Origin of the sequence: Kitasatospora sp. NPDC087271, from assembly GCF_044744605.1 — a bacterium.
In the GTDB taxonomy this organism is placed as follows: Bacteria; Actinomycetota; Actinomycetes; order Streptomycetales; family Streptomycetaceae; genus Kitasatospora.
This window is the reverse complement of sequence record NZ_JBIUYQ010000007.1, coordinates 310,535-327,065: the sequence shown is the minus strand read 5'-3', so window position 1 is coordinate 327,065 and position 16,531 is coordinate 310,535. Positions and strand designations below refer to the sequence as shown.

Annotated in this window: 13 protein-coding genes; 4 read left to right on the top strand and 9 right to left on the bottom strand. The window is 73.8% G+C overall.

All coding sequences use genetic code 11. The features are described from left to right. Positions 1-158: 158 nt before the first annotated feature. Positions 159-1,757, bottom strand: coding sequence for a multicopper oxidase family protein (locus ACIO9K_RS15390; RefSeq protein WP_400330051.1), 1,599 nt, complete (start codon positions 1,755-1,757; stop codon positions 159-161). Positions 1,758-1,855: 98 nt separating this feature from the next. After that, on the bottom strand, positions 1,856-2,266 hold the full coding sequence (locus ACIO9K_RS15385) for a DUF6153 family protein (RefSeq protein WP_400330048.1): 411 nt from the start codon (positions 2,264-2,266) through the stop codon (positions 1,856-1,858). Positions 2,267-2,463: 197 nt separating this feature from the next. Between ACIO9K_RS15385 and ACIO9K_RS15380 the strand changes: the two genes are divergently transcribed. The 4 genes from ACIO9K_RS15380 (at position 2,464) to ACIO9K_RS15365 (ending at position 5,680) form a co-directional block, all read left to right on the top strand. Then, on the top strand, positions 2,464-2,865 hold the full coding sequence (locus ACIO9K_RS15380; RefSeq protein ID WP_363618427.1) for a hypothetical protein: 402 nt from the start codon (positions 2,464-2,466) through the stop codon (positions 2,863-2,865). Positions 2,866-2,868: 3 nt separating this feature from the next. Next, complete coding sequence (locus ACIO9K_RS15375; RefSeq protein WP_400330045.1) at positions 2,869-4,581, top strand: alpha/beta hydrolase; 1,713 nt, start codon at positions 2,869-2,871, stop codon at positions 4,579-4,581. Beyond that, positions 4,578-5,105, top strand: a complete 528-nt coding sequence (locus tag ACIO9K_RS15370) for a hypothetical protein (protein ID WP_363618423.1) — start codon at positions 4,578-4,580, stop codon at positions 5,103-5,105. The genes ACIO9K_RS15375 and ACIO9K_RS15370 overlap by 4 nt, the downstream gene beginning before the upstream one ends. Positions 5,106-5,278: 173 nt before the next feature. Further along, positions 5,279-5,680 (top strand): YccF domain-containing protein, encoded by a 402-nt coding sequence (locus tag ACIO9K_RS15365; protein ID WP_063346584.1) that lies wholly within the window; start codon positions 5,279-5,281, stop codon positions 5,678-5,680. Between the two features lie 145 nt (positions 5,681-5,825). Here the strand turns inward: ACIO9K_RS15365 and ACIO9K_RS15360 are convergent, their stop codons facing one another. The 7 genes from ACIO9K_RS15360 to ACIO9K_RS15330 all read right to left on the bottom strand — a co-directional run bounded on the left by ACIO9K_RS15360 (position 5,826) and on the right by ACIO9K_RS15330 (position 16,416). After that, on the bottom strand, positions 5,826-7,457 hold the full coding sequence (locus tag ACIO9K_RS15360; RefSeq protein WP_400330041.1) for an AMP-binding protein: 1,632 nt from the start codon (positions 7,455-7,457) through the stop codon (positions 5,826-5,828). Positions 7,458-7,596: 139 nt separating this feature from the next. Further along, positions 7,597-7,836 carry a chaplin gene (locus ACIO9K_RS15355; RefSeq protein ID WP_363618419.1) on the bottom strand — a complete coding sequence of 80 codons (240 nt, stop codon included), beginning with the start codon at positions 7,834-7,836 and terminating at the stop codon, positions 7,597-7,599. Between the two features lie 92 nt (positions 7,837-7,928). Beyond that, the gene (locus tag ACIO9K_RS15350) at positions 7,929-8,339 is read right to left on the bottom strand and encodes a hypothetical protein (RefSeq protein ID WP_400330038.1); all 411 of its coding nucleotides are present in this window, start codon (positions 8,337-8,339) and stop codon (positions 7,929-7,931) included. Then, positions 8,336-10,903 carry an Hsp70 family protein gene (locus tag ACIO9K_RS15345; RefSeq protein WP_363618415.1) on the bottom strand — a complete coding sequence of 856 codons (2,568 nt, stop codon included), beginning with the start codon at positions 10,901-10,903 and terminating at the stop codon, positions 8,336-8,338. The genes ACIO9K_RS15350 and ACIO9K_RS15345 overlap by 4 nt, the downstream gene beginning before the upstream one ends. Before the next feature lie 31 nt (positions 10,904-10,934). Further along, the gene (grpE, locus tag ACIO9K_RS15340) at positions 10,935-11,714 is read right to left on the bottom strand and encodes a nucleotide exchange factor GrpE (RefSeq protein WP_400330035.1); all 780 of its coding nucleotides are present in this window, start codon (positions 11,712-11,714) and stop codon (positions 10,935-10,937) included. Next, on the bottom strand, positions 11,711-12,136 hold the full coding sequence (locus ACIO9K_RS15335; protein ID WP_350883251.1) for a hypothetical protein: 426 nt from the start codon (positions 12,134-12,136) through the stop codon (positions 11,711-11,713). Before ACIO9K_RS15335 ends, grpE begins: the two co-directional genes overlap by 4 nt. Positions 12,137-12,264: 128 nt before the next feature. Then, entirely contained in the window at positions 12,265-16,416 is a 4,152-nt protein-coding gene (locus tag ACIO9K_RS15330) for a hypothetical protein (protein ID WP_400330033.1), read from the bottom strand. Between the last annotated feature and the right edge of the window lie 115 nt (positions 16,417-16,531).

Here is a 16,531-nt window from a genome sequence, read left to right as displayed (position 1 = left end):
GACGCGTCATCGCCCCGCGTTAAGAAAGCGTCATTGCCCCGCAGGTCGCGGCAGGTGGTGCGGCCGGTGACAGTGCGCCCGCGACGGGGCTCCGACCGGCGGCAGGGCGGCGTCGGGGCGGGGCCGCTCCCCCGCCCCGACGCCGCGTGCCGCGAAGGTCAGGCCCGGTAACCGAGGACGGTCATCATGCCCGTCTCCGCGTGGTAGACGTTGTGGCAGTGCACCATCCACAGGCCCGGATTGTCGGCGTCGAAGTCGACGGCGAGCGTCGCGCCCGGCAGCACGATCGCGGTGTCCTTGCGGGGCCCGTCACCGGGCAGCGCGAAGGTGTGGCCGTGCAGGTGGACGGGGTGCCACATGCCCGTGGTGTTGCGGAACTCCAGCCGCACCCGCTCCCCCGCCGCCACCGGGTAGCGCTGCGCCGGGTCGTACCGGCGGCCGTTGAACGCCCAGTCGGCCTTCGCCATGCCGCCGGTGAGTTCCAGCCGCACCGTCCGGTCCGGCGCCCTGGCGGGCAGTCGCACGCTCGGGTCGGCCTTGAGCTGTGCCGCGCCGAGCAGCCTGCCGTCCAGCTCCGCCGGGCGCACCGAGGCGTCCGGCGCGGCGCCGCCGCCGGTGCGCAGCAGGGCGAGTGCGGAGGCGTTCTTGCCCTCGGCGAGCGCGGTCAGCGGGAACACGCCGTCCTGGACGGTCACCAGCACGTCGTAGCGCTCGCCCATGCCGAGCAGCAGCGCCTGCGTGGTGGCCGGCTCGACCGGGAAGCCGTCGGTGTGGGTGACGGTCAGCTCGTGGCCGCCCAGCGCGACCCGGTAGGCGGTGTCGCCGCCCGCGTTGACCATCCGGATCCGGACCCGGTCGCCGGGCTTGGCGGTGAAGGTCTCGGGCGCGCCGGCGAGCCGGCCGTTGACCAGGTGGAACGGGTGGCCGACGTCGCCCGCGTCGCCGCCGAGCAGCGCGCTTCGGGCACCCATCAGCATCCGGGACGGGCCGGCGGCGGGCGGGGCGGTGCTCGGGGTGCCGGTTGGAGTGCCGCCCATGGCTGCCATGTCGTGGCCGCCCATCGCCGGGTGGTCCGTCCCCGCGTGGTCCATCCCGCCCATACCCCGGGCGAGTTCGGCGAGCACGGCGTCCGGGGTGCTGCCGTCGACCCCGTCCACCCAGTCGTCCAGGACGACGACCCACTCCTGGTCGTAGCGCAGCGGCTCCCTCGGGTCCTCGACGATCAGCGGCGCGTACAGGCCGCGATCCTGCTGGACGCCGGAGTGCGGGTGGAACCAGTACGTCCCCGGGTGGGCGAGCGCGAAGCGGTACTCGAAGCCGGCGCCCGCCCGCACCGCGTCCTGGGTGAGCCCGGGTACGCCGTCCATGTCGTTGCGCAGCGCGAGGCCGTGCCAGTGCAACGAGGTGGGCTGCGGAAGGTGGTTGGCGAGACTGACGGCGAGCGTCTCGCCGACCGTGGCGCGCACCGCCCGGCCGGGCAGGCGGTCGCCGTACGCCCAGCTGCGGACGGTGCGGCCGCCCAGGTCGAGCGTCGTCTCGGTGGCGGTGAGCGCGACCTTGCGCTCCGGCCCGGGCCCGCGCCGCGCCTCGGCGGCGGCGACCTCGGGGCCGCCGGGGGCGACGAAGCCGCCCGGGGTGGTGGGGGCGGCGCCCCCATGGTCCATGCCCTTCATCGGATCGGCGGAACAGGCGGCGAGCAGACCGGTGCCGGCGGCGAGCGCCGCGCCGAGCACGGTACGACGGGTGGGTGTGCGCATGACGGAGTGCACCTCGTGCGGTGGGTGTGGGTGAGCAGGACGTCGCGACGGCCGTCCCGCCCGCGCCGGAGCGCGGACCCGGGGCGGCCGGCGTACGCCTACTGACGCAGCACCGACAACCGGGCGAGGAGGATCCGCCCGCCTCCGGGCGGCGGCAGCGCGCGAACGGCCCGCAGCAGCCGGGCCCTCACCTCGGCGGCGGCGTCACCGCTGTGCCGCAGCAGGGGGCCGACGGCGAGGAGCAGCAACGTCCAGCCTGCAAGCACGGCCAGACACACCGTCATCGGATCCATGCCGTCGGCCGCGGCGGTGTGCACCGTCTCCCCGGCGTCCGCCGGGTGACCGGCGCTCACGGTGTGCCGCGCCGGCCCGCGGTCCGTCCCGTGCTCCACCCCGTGCCCGCCGGCGGCCGGATGGCCGAGCGTGTGCATCGTCACGATGCCGAGCAGGAGCGCCGCGAGGAGCAGCAGGCGCAGGGCCCGGGGGGCGGTCGGACACGGCTCCGCCATCGTCCACCTCCCGACCGACCTCGCCACCAGTTACCCCCGCAGGGTATCCCGGCCGCGCCCCCCGGCCGAGCCGGGGCAGGTCGCCCGGGCCACGCCCTCGCGGCCGCCGAAGATCGATCCGTTAGCATCCGTCAGCAGTTTGTCGACACGGACCCGGGCGGCGCGCCGGCCCGGGGGCTCATCAGCGGGGGAAAGACATGGCAGATCCTGATCTGGCCTTGGAGTTCAAGGTCAACCCAGCCGAACTGGACGGCTGCGGACAGAGCGCTCAGCACATCGGCGGTCTCATACCGGGCGAGACCTCGAAGATCACCGATCCGTGCAACCAGGCCGCCGGGGGCCTGAAGGGCTGGCTCACCGCCGCCGCCATCCAGAACTGCGGCACGAACTGGAAGACGCTGCTGGACAGGCTCGGCGGCGACATGGGCGACGTCGGCACCAAGCTCGCCACGTCGGCCTCCTACTACCGCCAGGTCGAGAAGGACATCCACGGGAGCATGCGGAACCCGGCCGCACCGGTCCCCGACGAACCGGACCCCTTCAGCACGACCTTCGTCCCGGGCCCCGTGAAGCCCGCCGGCGCGAAGGCGGCCGAGTAGGCGATGGACATCAAGACCCTCCACGACGCCGACCTCATCAACCTCACCACCGCGAAGACCGCCTTCGACACCCTGGCCACCGCCTTCGGCCAGCACGTGGAGAACTGGCAGCACGAGGTCGTCGACCGGCTGAACCACTCGCAGTGGACCGGGAACGCCGCCGGTCACGCCCAGGCCCGGATCCAGCTCCTGGAGAACGAACTCCAAGCCGCCCAACAGGAGATAGGCCTCGTCAGCAGGGCCTTGCACGACGCGGCCGAGGGCTTCGCCGCCGCCCAGGCGCACCTGATCAACGCCCTCGACGACGCCAAGACCCACAAGCTGACCGTCGCCGCCGACGGCGGGATCACCTGGGACAACGACCCCGGATCCGCCACCTTCGCCGGCACCGACGCCGAGTCGCAGGCCCAGCAGATCAGCAGCCGGATCACGGCCGCGCTCACCGAAGCCGCCCACGCGGACCAGACGATCAGCGCCCGGCTCGCCCACCTGGCCGGCAACGCGAGCGACGGCACCGGGCTCGACGCCGCCACGGCGAAGACCGACCTGGCCGCCGCGAACGCGCTCGAACAGGTCCCCGCCGCCGGCACCGACCCGAACAGCGTCAAGGGCTGGTGGAACGGCCTGACCGACGAGCAGCAGCACCGGATGATCCTCAACCACCCCGATCAGGTCGGCGCCCTCGACGGCGTCCCCGCACTCGCCCGGGACCAGGCCAACCGGATCAACCTCCAGCGTGGCAAGCAGGACCTCCAACACCAGCTCGACGGCCTCGGCCCGGAGCCGAAGCACTACCTGTCCGTCGCCGAGACCAACGGCGGGCCCGTCCAGAACCCCGACTACACGGTGTGGAAGCAGAAGCGCGACGACCTCGAAGACAAGCTGAAGGGCGTGACGGCCATCGAGAACCGGCTGAACACCCCGGTCAACGCCGAACACCCGCCCACCTTCCTGCTGGGCTTCGACACCAACGGCAAGGGCCACGCGATCATCGCGGCCAACAACCCCGACACCGCCGACAACGTCTCCACGTACGTACCCGGCACCGGCGCCCGGCTCGGCAGCATCGGCAGTGACATCAACCGCTCCGATCTGATGGTCAAGTCCGCCAACGACGCCAACCGCAAGGCGCAGGACCCGGGCACCACCTCGTCGATCACCTGGGTCGGCTACGACGCTCCGCAGACGATCATCCCCGAGGCCGCGGACGACAAGTACGCGAAGAACGCGGAGGACAAGCTGCACGCCTTCGAGACCGGGCTGCACGCCACGCACGAGGGGAAGCTGTCGAACAACACCGTCCTCGCCCACAGCTACGGCACCACGACCGTGGGCTACGCCATGCGCGACAAGGGCCTTCCCGTCGACAACGTCGTCCTCATCGCCAGCCCCGGCTGCGGCGTCGAAAACGCCAAGGACCTGAACATCGACCCGTCCCGCGTGTACGTGGCGCAGAGCCCGGCCGACGCGATCGGCTGGGCCGCCGCCACCGACCCCGGCGGGATGACGGACAACATCGTCGACAACGTCGCCGGCTCGTGGGGCCTCGGCGACGGTGACCACCACCTGATCCACGGCCGACAGACCACCGTCCCCCAGTTCGGCGCGCAGATCCTGCCCACCAATCCCAACGCGGGGCACTCGGACTACTGGAACGACGATTCGCCCACCCTGACCTCCATGGGCCAGATCATCGCCGGAAAGCGGGTCTCATGAGCACCACCGAGCACACCCCACTGATCAAACGGGTCACCGCCACCGCCGTACTGGCGGTCGCCGTACTGGCCCTGAACTCCTGCGGCGTGCAGACCTTGGACGAGCGGTCGAAGTCCACGATCACGCTCGACCAGGCCAAGAAGCAGATCGACGCCTACCTCGCCGACACCCTGGCCAAGCTGCCGGTCAAGCCGACCGCGAGCTCGGACGATTTCTTCGACATGGAATGCGACGCCAACGACATCGGCCCGCACGGCAGGACGCAGACCCGTCGGGGATACGACTTCGGCGACGTCCCGTCCGCGCCCAAAGCCGAGTCGGTGAACGCCTTCCGAACGTTCCTGACCGGCCAGGGCTTCCAACCGGTTCAGGATCCCCCCAATTTCCACAACGACTGGATCAGGTTGAAGAACCCCAAGGACGACTTCCTCGCCACCCTGGACGGGGTCTCCGACGCCAGCCACGACCTCACCCTCCGGGTCAGCTCCCCCTGCGTCTGGCCCGACGGCACCCCGCCGGCCTGATCCGAGCCGCCACACCGGGGCCGCACCCTCCGGAGGGTGCGGCCCCGGCACGTCCGCCCGCGCCGACCCCGGAACAAACCCCGAGGAACGTCCCCTAAGGGCGTAGACGCGCCCGGGGGCGGGCATGGCTGGATCGTGGAACCCCGAGCAGCAGCCGTGAGAAGGTGTCGGCCATGAAGGTGATCGAGTTCGTCCTCAATGTCATTTGGCTGATCTTCTGCGGTATCTGGATGGCTATTGCCTATACCGTCGCCGGAATCATCTGCTGCGTGCTGATCGTGACCATCCCGTTCGGCGTCGCGTCCTTCCGAATCGCCGGGTTCATCCTCTGGCCGTTCGGGCGGACGACCGTGGAGAAGCCGGGTGCCGGGGCGGCGTCCTGCGTCGGGAACGTCATCTGGCTGATCTTCGCGGGCTGGTGGCTGGCGATCGCGCACCTGGTGACCAGCATCCCGCTGTTCCTGTCGATCATCGGCATCCCCTTCGGCTGGGCGAACCTCAAGATGATCCCGATCTCCCTCATGCCGCTCGGCCGCGAGGTCGTCCCCACCGACCAGGCCTGGGGCGCCCGGTAGCGGCAGGAGAAGCAGCCGCAGGACGAACGGCCCCGGGCCGGCGGAAGAACCGCCGGCCCGGGGCCGTTCGGCGTGTGCGGGCGGGCTCGGACCGGGTGGCGGTAGGACGGTGGGGCGGCGGCCCGTCGACCGGTTGCGGGTCGGGTCAGAGGCCGAGCAGGCGCACGGCCTCCGCGCGCATCTCGACCTTGCGGACCTTGCCGGTGACGGTCATCGGGAACTCCTCGACCACGTGCACGTACCGCGGGATCTTGACGTGGGCGAGCCGGCCGGCGCAGTAGGTGCGGACGGTGTCGGCGGTGAGCGGCTCGGCGCCAGCGCGCATGCGGATCCACGCCATCAGCTCCTCGCCGTACCGGGCGTCGGGCACGCCGACGACCTGGACGTCGAGGACGTCGGGGTGGGTGTACAGGAACTCCTCGATCTCGCGCGGGTACAGGTTCTCGCCGCCGCGGATCACCATGTCCTTGATCCGGCCGGTGATGGCGAGGTAGCCGTCCTGGTCCATGACGGCGAGGTCGCCGGTGTGCATCCAGCGGGCGGCGTCGACGGCCTCGGCGGTGCGCTCGGGCTCGCCCCAGTAGCCGAGCATGACGGAGTAGCCGCGGGTGCAGAGTTCACCGGGCTCGCCGCGCGGGACGGTCCGGCCGGTGGCCGGGTCGACGACCTTGACCTCCAGGTGCGGGCCGACCCGGCCGACGGTGGAGACCCGGCGGTCGACCGTGTCGTCGGCGCGGGTCTGGGTGGAGACGGGCGAGGTCTCGGTCATGCCGTAGCAGATGGCGACCTCGGCCATGCCCATCCGACCTATGACGTCCTTCATCACCTCGGCCGGGCAGGAGGAGCCCGCCATGATGCCGGTGCGCAGGCTGGTGAGGTCGTGGCGCGCGAAGTCCGGGTCGGCGAGTTCGGCGATGAACATGGTGGGCACCCCGTACAGCGAGGTGCAGCGCTCGGCGGCGACGGCGGCCAGGGTGGCGCCCGGGTCGAAGGAGGGTGCGGGGATCACCGTGCAGGCGCCGTGGGAGATGGCCGCGAGGTTCGCCATCACCATGCCGAAGCAGTGGTAGAACGGCACCGGGACGCAGATCCGGTCCTGCTCGGTGTAGTTGAGCAGTTCGCCGACGAAGTAGCCGTTGTTGAGGATGTTGTGGTGCGACAGGGTCGCGCCCTTGGGAGAGCCGGTGGTCCCGGAGGTGTACTGGATGTTGATCGGGTCGTCCGGCGCCAACTCCCGCTGCCGCTGCGCGAGAAGGCCGGGGTCGGCGCGGCGCCCGGCGGCGAGCAGGGCGTCCCAGTCGGGGCCGCCGATCAGCACCCTGCGCTCCAACTCGGGGCACCGGGACCGCACTTCCTCGATCATTCCGGCGTAGTCGGAGGTCTTGAAACGCTCGGCCGCGACCAGCAGGCGGATCCCGGCCTGGTTCAGCACGTACGCCAACTCGTGCGAGCGGTAGGCCGGGTTGATGGTGACCAGGATCGCGCCGAGCTTGGCGGTGGCGTACTGGGTGAGCGTCCACTCGGCGCGGTTGGGCGCCCAGATGCCGACCCGGTCGCCCTTGGCGATGCCGAGGTCGAGCAGGCCCAGGGCCAACGCGTCGACGTCGGCGGCGAGTTCGGCGTACGTCCAGCGGCGGTCGGTGGCCCGGTCGATCAGGGCGTCCCGTTCGGGGAAGGCGCGCACCGCGCGGTCGAGGTTCTCCCCGATGGTGTCACCGAGCAGCGGCACGTCCGAGGTGCCGGAGGCGTAGCTGCGCGGGGTCGGCGTGGTCGGCACGTTCTGGCTCCTGGGTGGGCGCGTGCGGGTCGGCCCCCATGGTCTCCACCGCGCGCCCCGCGCCGCCACCCCCGAACGGGGGTGCGGACACGATGCTGGGGCCGCCCGTCGGGTTCGACGGACGGCCCCAGCAGTCGGGTCAGCCGTTGACGCAGGTGTTGCCGAAGGCCGGGTTGAGGATGCTGATGATGCCGATCGAGTTGCCGCAGACGTTGGCCTCGAGGTTGATCGGGATCTGGATCTGGTTGCCGGAGAGCACACCGGGGGAACCGAACGCGACACCGTTCGCGGTCGCGTCGCCCGCGGCGGCGGTGCCGGCACCGGCCAGGACGGCCACGGCGGCGAGTGCGGTGGCGGCGAGGGTGGTACGAATACGCATTGCGTCACTCCTTGTGAGGGCAGCGAACATCCATGTGACGAACACACTCGCACCGATCGAACTCGATGGCAGGCCGGGAACGGCCGAATTGGTCACTCAGAGGGCGTGTCGCCCTCCCGCTCCCCCGGCTCCGGCCCCGCGGACCCGGACGCGCTCACCCATTCCAGCAGGTCCCGGGCCGGTTCGAGCCCCGGTTCGGCCGCCACCGCGCGGTGCAGCAGTCCGAGCGCGAACGCCCCGTCGCCGGCCGCCAGCGCCGCCAGCGCCCGGTTGTAGTCGATCCGAGCGGCGTAACGCAGCCGGAACAGCACGCCGAGATCCTCCCGGCAGGACGGACAGCGCAGGCCCTGCGGGTCCGCCGGGACGGCGCACTGCGGGCAGAGCACCTCGATCGGCGGAACGTCGGCAGCCCGCCCGCCGATCGGGTGCACGTCGGCCGGGGACAGCTCGGACCGGTACACCCCGGACGGAGGTACCTCGGACGGAGTCACGTCGGAGTTCATCGCGGACCGGCCTCCTCCGGGCGGACCGGGCCGAGCGACTCCGCGAGCGGCTCGCTGCCCAGCTCCCGCTGCGCCTGCGCGTACAGCGCCAGCAGCGCCGAGCTGTGCTGGTTGGCGGCCTCCATGTTGGCCGACTCCACCGCCTCGTCCAGCCCGCGCAGCTCGGCCATGATCCGCTGGGCCAGCGCCGGCGAGACCATGTTCTGGTTGACGTAGACGTTGCACATGGTGAGCATCCGGAAGGTGTGCCCGAGCGAGTCGCACAGCTCGTCGGCCCGCTGGGCGGCGCGCATGGCGCCGTCCCAGTCGGCCGCCTCGCGGCGCAGCCGCAGGTCGGCGGCCACCGACCGCAGCCGGTCGAGGTCGCTCGGGTCGAGGTGCTTCTCGCAGTAGTGGATGAACAGGCTGAGGTACGCCTCTGAGCCGCGCACCCAGCGCTGGGCCTTCAGCTGGCGCTGGGCCCGCTCCAGCGCCTCGTCCACCGACTGGCCGCGGGTCTGGCCGGCGGCCAGGTCGTCCAGGCTGTCCATGAGGCGCTGCGCCTCGCGCATCTCGGCCTCGGTGAGCTCGCCGCCCCAGCGGTCGGTGAAGGTCTCGATCTGCCGCTGCTGCTCCTCGACCTGGACCTTGAGCTCGGGGTCGAGGGTGACGCGCTCCAGCTTGACGGTCTTCTCGCCGCCGCCCTGGATCCGCACCGACAGGGTGATGGTGCGGTCCCGGTCGAGACCGAAGGACACCTCCACCGGGGTGCGGCCGCCGAGCCCGGCGGGCAGTCGCAGGGTCAGGTGGCCGATCAGCTCGTTCTGCTGGGCGATCTCGTGCTCACCCTCGTAGACCGCGATCTCCAGCCGCTGGCGGCCGCTGCCGGAGACCACGAACTCGCGGCTGACCGGGGAACTGGTCGGGTAGCTGGTGTTCTTGGGGATGATGACGGCCAGTCGGCCGTCGTTGAGCTCGATGCCGAGGTTCTTCGGGGTGATGTCGAACGGGTTGGTGACCTGCATCAGCTCGCCGCAGCCCTGGCAGGCCTCGCTGCCGGGCGGGTTGACCACGCCGCAGGCCGCGCAGCGCAGGCCGACGTCCTCGGCGGCGGTCGAGGCGACCCTGGTCTGGCCGGGTGCGGCGGAGTTGAGTGCCTCGCCGCACAGTTCGCAGGCGGTGACGCCGGGGGCGGCGGGGGTGCCGCAGCGCGGGCAGTTGTCGCTGCGCACGGCGGTGGCCGCCTGGGACTGCGCCGGGATGGCCGCGCCGGCGGCCGAACCGCCCAGCTCCTGGCCGCACTTGGGGCAGGCGGCGGCCTCGGCGTCGACCGGGAGGTGGCAGCCGGTGCAGGAGACCCGGGGCCCGCCGAGCAGCGTGGTGGCGCAGTTGGCGCAGTTGGAGGCGGAGAGGTCGCCGGGGGCCCGGCACTCGGGGCACTCCACCTCGCCGACCAGCGCGGACTGCACGGCCGCGCCGAGCGCCACGCACTGCATCGGGTTGACGCCGCGCCGGATCCGGCGCGGCCCGAAGACCTCGCCGAGCCGCCGGGCCACCAGCGGGATCGCGGTGGAGCCGCCGACCAGCACCACCTCGTCGATGTCCCCGACGGTGAGGTTGGCCTGCATGATGGCCTTGTGGGTCAGCTCGATGGTGCGCTCGATCTGGGCCTCGATCAGCTCCTCGAAGCGGGCCCGTTCGAACTCCGTCTCCAGCACCAGCTGGCCGGCGCCGAGGCCGGGCAGGATCACCTCGGAGGCCTCCTGGTGGGAGAGCTCGATCTTGATGGTCTCGGCCGTGGAGGCGATCTTGGGGCGGTCCCGCAGGTCGGGCTGGTAGTCCGCGCCGTACTCCTCGCGGATGTCCTCCAGCAGTGCGGTGGTGATGGCCCGGTCGAAGTCGTCGCCGCCGAGCAGGTTGTCGCCCTCGATGCCGAGCACCGAGACCGAGCCGGGGACCAGCAGCAGGATGGAGATGTCGAAGGTGCCGCCTCCGAGGTCGTAGACCAGGACGGTCCGGCCCTCGTCGCCGGCCTCGGAGGTGATCCCGTAGGCGAGCGCGGCGGCGGTCGGCTCGTTGATGATCCGCAGCACGTGCAGGCCGGCCATCCGGCCCGCCTCCTGGGTGGCGGCGACCTGCCGTTCGCCGAAGTACGCGGGGACGGTGATGACGGCCCGGTGGAAGGGCTCGCCGAAGCGCTGCTCGGCGTCCTCCTTGAGGCGGTGCAGGATGATCGCGGAGATCTCGATCGGGGTGTAGGAGCGGCCGTTGAACCAGACGTTGACGTCGCCGTCGGTGCCTGCCGTGACCTTGTAGTCGACCTCCTTGAGGGCGGCCTGGACCTGCGGGTCCTTGAACTTGCGGCCCATGAAGCGCTTGACCGAGCGGATCACGTTGGCGCCGTCGATGGCGACCCGGCTGCGCGCCGTGGAGCCGACCAGCAGTTCGCCCTTGCGGCCGCTGCCGACCACGGAGGGCGTGGCCTCCTGGTTCTGCCGGTTGAAGATGATCTCCGGCTCGCCCCGGCGCAGGTGGGCCACCACCGAGTTGGTGGTGCCCAGGTCGATGCCGAGTGTGCGGTACATGTCGTTCCCCTCTTGCCCCTCGTGGTCCTGGCTACTTCTTCCGCTTGCGCCGGCCGCCCGCGGCCGTTCCCTTCCGGCGGGCCCGGGGCGGGGCCGCCGTGGCCCGGGCGGCGGCGTTCACCGGCGCGGCGGCTGCTTCGGGGCCGCCGTCCTCCAGCTCGGTGTCCGCGGGGTCGGCGTCCGTGGGCCCGGCGTCCGCAGGTTCGGGACCCGCCGGTGCGGGCTCCTCGGTGGGCCCGGCCTCCTCGGCCTCGGTCTCCACCGGCGCGGGCTCCAGGGCCCGCTCGACGTCCTCCGCGAGGACCGGCTCCCCCACCGGGGCGGGCTCGGGCACCGCGGCGACGACGACCTGGGCGCGGCGCAGCACCTCCTCCTCCCAGAAGAACCCGGTGACCACCGTCCGGACGACCGTCTCCGGCGCCACTCCGGAACGCGGCTCGGTGCCGACGATCTCGGTCAGCGCCGGGTCCGCCGCCAGCCCCTCCAGCCGCATCGGGCGCACCCCGGCCTTGGCGAGGCGGCCGAGCAGCCGTCGGCGGGTGGCCTCGATCCCGGTGCCGCGCCCGAGCAGCACCAGCTCCCGGTCCAGGCCGAGCGCGGCGAGGGCGTCGTCCACCTCGACCAGGATGCCCAGCAGGTCCCGCTGGGTGGCCCGGGCGGTCTGCGCCTCCTCGGCCCGCAGGCGCTGCAGGAGGGAGGCCCGGTACAGCAGTTGGCTGAACGCCTGGTCGAGGTCAACCTCCAGGGCGCGCTGCGGGACGTCCAGCGGCCGGTGGCCGGCGGGCGCGGGAGCGGTCGGCGTGTCGGTCATTCGGGTACCTCGATCTGCGGCAGCACGGACAGGTCGGCCGCGTAGCGGGCGGGGACGGGCGGTTCGGGGTCGGCGCCGCCGGGGGCGGGTTCGGCGAAGTCGGCCGCCGCCTCGGCCCGGTGCAGCACCAGGAGGGCGGCGGCGGGCGGCAGCGGCGGGCGTTCGACGACCAGCAGCGGTTCGGCGAGGGCGGGCGCCAACAGTTCGGCGGCCTGGTCGACCGGCTCCGGCGGCAGGGGCCGCTGGAGGTCCAGCTCCAGCCGCCGGTCGGGGTTGCGCAGCAGGGCGGCGGCGTCCTGGATCTGCTGGCGGCTGTAGCGGCCGGCCTTCATCGCCGGGCCGACGGCGAGGTTGATCTCCCGCACGCCGGCCGTGAGCGCAACGCCCAGGACCTCGTACGGCGACGGTTCGTGCAGTGGCATGGCGGGCGGCTTCTCTCCTCACGGCTGACGGTGACTCAGGGGTCGGTTGTGGCTCAGGGATTGGCTTCGGCTGCGGATCAGGGACGGGTGCATGGGCTACGACGACGACGACGGCGCCGCGGTTGCCGTCAGCGCAGCGCGCCGATCCTCCGTTGCAGGGCGCGCAGGTCGCGGTCGTCCGGGTTGTACTCGACGGCCTTGCCGATCAGCGAGCGGGCCTCCCGGAACTGGCGCAGGTTGGCCCGGCTGACGGCGTAGGAGCTGTAGACGACGCTGAGTTCGACGTGCAGCTTGGCGACGTCCTCCGGGGTGCGGGAGAGCGCGCGCGCCTCCTCCAGCAGCCGGATCGCGTCGGGGTATCGGTGGGCCTCGTAGTGGCCGATGGCCTCGCCGCGCCAGACGCTGACCATCAGGCGGCGGATCTCGGCCGAGTCGTCGTAGGACCGGGCCTTCTGGAGCATGGCGGCCTGGGTGGTGAACGGGCTGCCCTGGAGGTTGTCCAGCATGTGGTTGGCCAGCATCACGGCGACCCGGCGCGGGGCCTCCTCCTCGGTGTCGCCGTCCCATTCCGGGTCGGCGCGCAGGGCTTGCGCCATCCGGTCGACGGCGAGGGCGCGGTGGTCCGCGAAGGCGGCGATGCGGGAGAGGTGGCGCAGCACGAAGGCGAGGCCGAGCCGGTGGTCCGGGTCGGGGTTGAGCGCGATCAGCTCCCGCCACGCGTCGGCGGCCTCCTCCAGTTCCGCTTCGGGGGCGTCGGGGCGGCTGAGCTGGCCGGCCCGGTTGCCGAGGGCGGCCTCCAGGAAGTGGACGGCGGTCGGGTCGCCGGGGGCGAGTTCCATGCTCTTGCGCAGCAGGACCAGGGCGCGGGGGTAGTCCTTGTCCTCGTTGTTGATCTTGCGGGCCCACTGGGCGTAGGTGGCGCCGAGGTCGCCGCGCACCTCGGGGTGGTCGGGGGCCAGCGCGAGGGCCTTCTCCAGGAGTTCGGTGGCGCCCGCCTGGTCGTCGTCGCTGCTCTTGAGCAGGGCGCGGGCGGCCCGGACGCCGGACTCGGCGGCGATCGCGGGCGCGTCGGCGGGCAGGAGGGCGCCGGGCACGGCCCGGGCGCGGGTGAGGCAGTCCAGGGCCTCGCGCCAGTCCTGGTTGCGGTGGTGCTCGCGGGCCTCGCTGACCAGGCTCTCGCCGAGCAGGTCCCGCCAGCCCGTTCCGCGTTCGGCCTCGGGCACCGCGTCCAGGGCGCCGACGGCGGCGGCCTGGCGGCCCTGGAGGAGCAGGTAGCGCTGCGGGCCGAGGTCGCCGAACAGGCCGAGGGCCCTGGTCAGCGGGTGCCCGTCGGGGGTTTCCGGCCGCCGCCAGGCCCGTACGGCCTCGTCGAACCCGGCTGCCCAGGCCGCGAGTTCGGGCTCCTGGCGGAGCAGCCGGTCGAGCGCGGGGCCGAGGGCGAGGCGCCGGGCGGGGCGGCCGGGCAGGGCGATCCGGACGTCCTCCTGGGCGAAGGCTTCGGCGCTGTGCGCCTCCATGCCGAGGCGCAGGGTCCAGGCGGTGACCTCGTCGCCGGTGCGGCCGGCGGCCCGGTCCAGGGCGCGCAGGTCCTCGCGGAGGCGGTCGGTGAGCGCGCTGCGGGCGGTGGACATCCGCTGCGGTTCGGCCGGGCGGCCGGTGATCCGGGCGGACTCCGCCCACAGGTCGGGCTGGTGCAGGGCGGCGACCAGGCAGCCGAGCGTCCAGGTCCAGATCCGCTCGTCCGGCCCGGCGCCGTCCGGACTCTCCGGGGCTTCCGGGCCTGACTGGAGGGAGACCGCGAGCCGGTAGCCGGCCAGGCCGAGCGCGTGCAGCAGCCGGGGGTGGGCCGGGTCCTTGAGCAGCAGGGCGTGGTAGCCGTCCCAGGCCTCGCGGTGGCGGCCCTCGACGGCGTGCTGGTGGGCCTCGTGCTCGGCGAGCAGGACGAGCGCGGCGGCGGCCTGCGGCCGGCCCGGGGCGAGGGTGAGGGCCTGGCGCAGGTCGCCGGCCGCGCGTCCGGGCTCCCCGGCGTCGAGGGCGGCGCCGGCCCGGCGGATCAGGACGGCCCCGCGCGCGGCGGCCGCGTCCGCCGGCAGGTCGGCCAACGCCTCGTCCAGTCGGCCGAGTTCGGCCCGCAGCAGGGCGAGGTCCAGTCGTGCGGGCGCGGCGGCGGGGCTGTCGCCGAGGGCCTGCGCCCAGGCGGCGAGGACGGGTTCGGCCTGCTCGGGCACCCCGGCCCGGCGGGCGCAGTCCAGGACGGCGCGCAGTGCGGGGCCGACGCAGCGCACGCAGCGCGGCGAGGCGCCGTCGGCGGGGCGGTGCAGGTGGGCGGCGCAGACCTCCCGGCCGCAGCCGGCGCAGGTGCCGGTGGCGGGGGCGGCGGCGGGGCAGACGGCGCAGTCGGCCGTCGCGGGCGGGGGCTGCGGCGGTTCGGGGGCCTGGCCGGCGGTCAGGAAGTGGCGGTACCAGTCCAGTGCGGCGGCCCAGTTGCCGGCCCGTTCGGCGAGCAGTGCCCGCAGCCGGGCGAGGGCCGGGTCACCGGCCGGGTCGGGGGCGAGCGGGGCGAGCAGGGCGATGGTCTGGACCGGACGGCCGGTCAGCAGGGCGGCGGCGGCCAGGTGGTAGCGGTCGCGCGGCCCGGTGGTGGCGTCGAGCAGGGTGCCCAGCGGTTCGGTGGAGCCCCCGGCCAGGGCGAGGGCGGCGCGCAGCCGGGCCTGCCGGTGGGTGACGGAACCGGGCAGGGTGTCGGCGAGGGCGAGGGCGGCGGCGGCCCGCTCGCGAGGTTCGGGCCGGTCGCGGCCGGTGATCAGCAGGTGCGCGGCCTCGCGCAGGGCGGCCTCGCGCAGCGCGGCCCGGTAGCCGGGGGCGGCCGGGTGGTCGGCGGCGGCCTGCTGCCAGAGCTCCCGGGCGGCCACCGGGTCGTCGGCCAGCCGGGTGCGGGCGAGCCGGTCGCGGGCCAGGGCCTGCCGCTCGCGCAGGTCCTCGTCGTGCAGCGGCTCCCATCGGGCGAGGGCGCCGGCCGGGTCGTCGGTGCGGGCGAGGGCGAGACCGTGGTGGAAGGCGGCGATCCGGGCCCAGCGGGAGTCCGGTTCGACGTCCGCCTCGGCGCCGAGGACGGGCGCGGCCTCGGCGGCCTGCCCGGCGGCGAGCACGGCCGCGCCGAGCCGGACCCGGGCGGGGCGCCAGTCGGGGGCGAGGTCGAGGCCGGTGCGGTAGTCGGCGGCCGCCTCGGCGGCGCGCGCGGCCCGCTCGTGCACCAGGGCGAGGCCGAACCGGGCCGGGGCGAAGGAGGGTTGGACGGTCAGGGCGGCGGTGAACTGGTCCCGGGCCTGATCGTCGGCGCCGAGCAGCAGGGCGAGCCTGCCGAGGGCGTAGCGGGGGCGGGGGTCGCCGGGGGTCTCGGTGGCGGCGGCCGCGAGGTCGGACCAGGCTGCGTCGGTGGCGCCGAGCCGCTGCCGGGCCAGGCCCCGGAAGAGCAGGCTCTCGGTGCGCAGCGCCGGGCCGCGCCCCCACGCGGAGGGCTCGCCGGAGCCCCGGCGCAGCGCCTCGTCGAAGGCGGCGACGGCGGGTTCGTCCCGGTGCAGGGTGAACAGCTGGGCGCCCCAGCGGAACCAGAGTTCGCCGCTGCCGCCGGGGGCGGCCGCGGCGAGCAGGGTCTCGGCCTCGGCGGCGCGGTCGGTGCCGCGCAGCAGGGCGGCCCGGGCCAGGACCGGCCAGTCCCGGCCGGGCAGTGCGGCCAGCGACCGGGTGGTGGCGCTCTCGCGCTGCTCGGGGGAGCCCTCGCGGCAGAGCCGTTGGAGCCAGTCCGTGGCGCGGGCGGCGGCTGCGGCCTCCTCACCGGGTTCGGCGCCGTCGGCGGTGGCCTGGAGGAAGGCGAGCAGCGGCCCGAGGTCGCCCTCGGGGGCGGATATCCGCTCCTCGGCGAGGCGGTGCAGGCTCCACCGGGGCAGTTGCCGGGCCGGGTCGGCGAGCAGCGGGAAGGCCTCGCGGTGCAGGGCGAGGGTGGCCTGCTGGTCGCCGGTGGGGACGGTGGCCTCGGCCTGGCCGAGCAGGGCGAGGCCGCGTTGCGGGCGCAGTTCCTCGGGGCCGGCGGCGAGCCGTTGGGCGAGGCGCGCGTAGCGGCGACGGGCCTGCGGGGCCTTGCCGGCGGCGAGCCGTTCGGCGGCCGCGGCCAGTGCCTTGGCCACGGCCTGGGCGTCCAGGCTCCGTCGGCGGCGGGCCAGTACGACGGCTGCCGCACCGGCCAGTGCCACCACGATCAGCAGCACCGCGAGCTGCACCATGCACCGTCCCCCTGCGTTTGGAAATACGCCACTCGATGATCAACACACGGTGTGTGATCATGACTTGACGCTGTTTCGATGTTGCTCGGGCGCCCATCAGAATAGGCCCTCCACC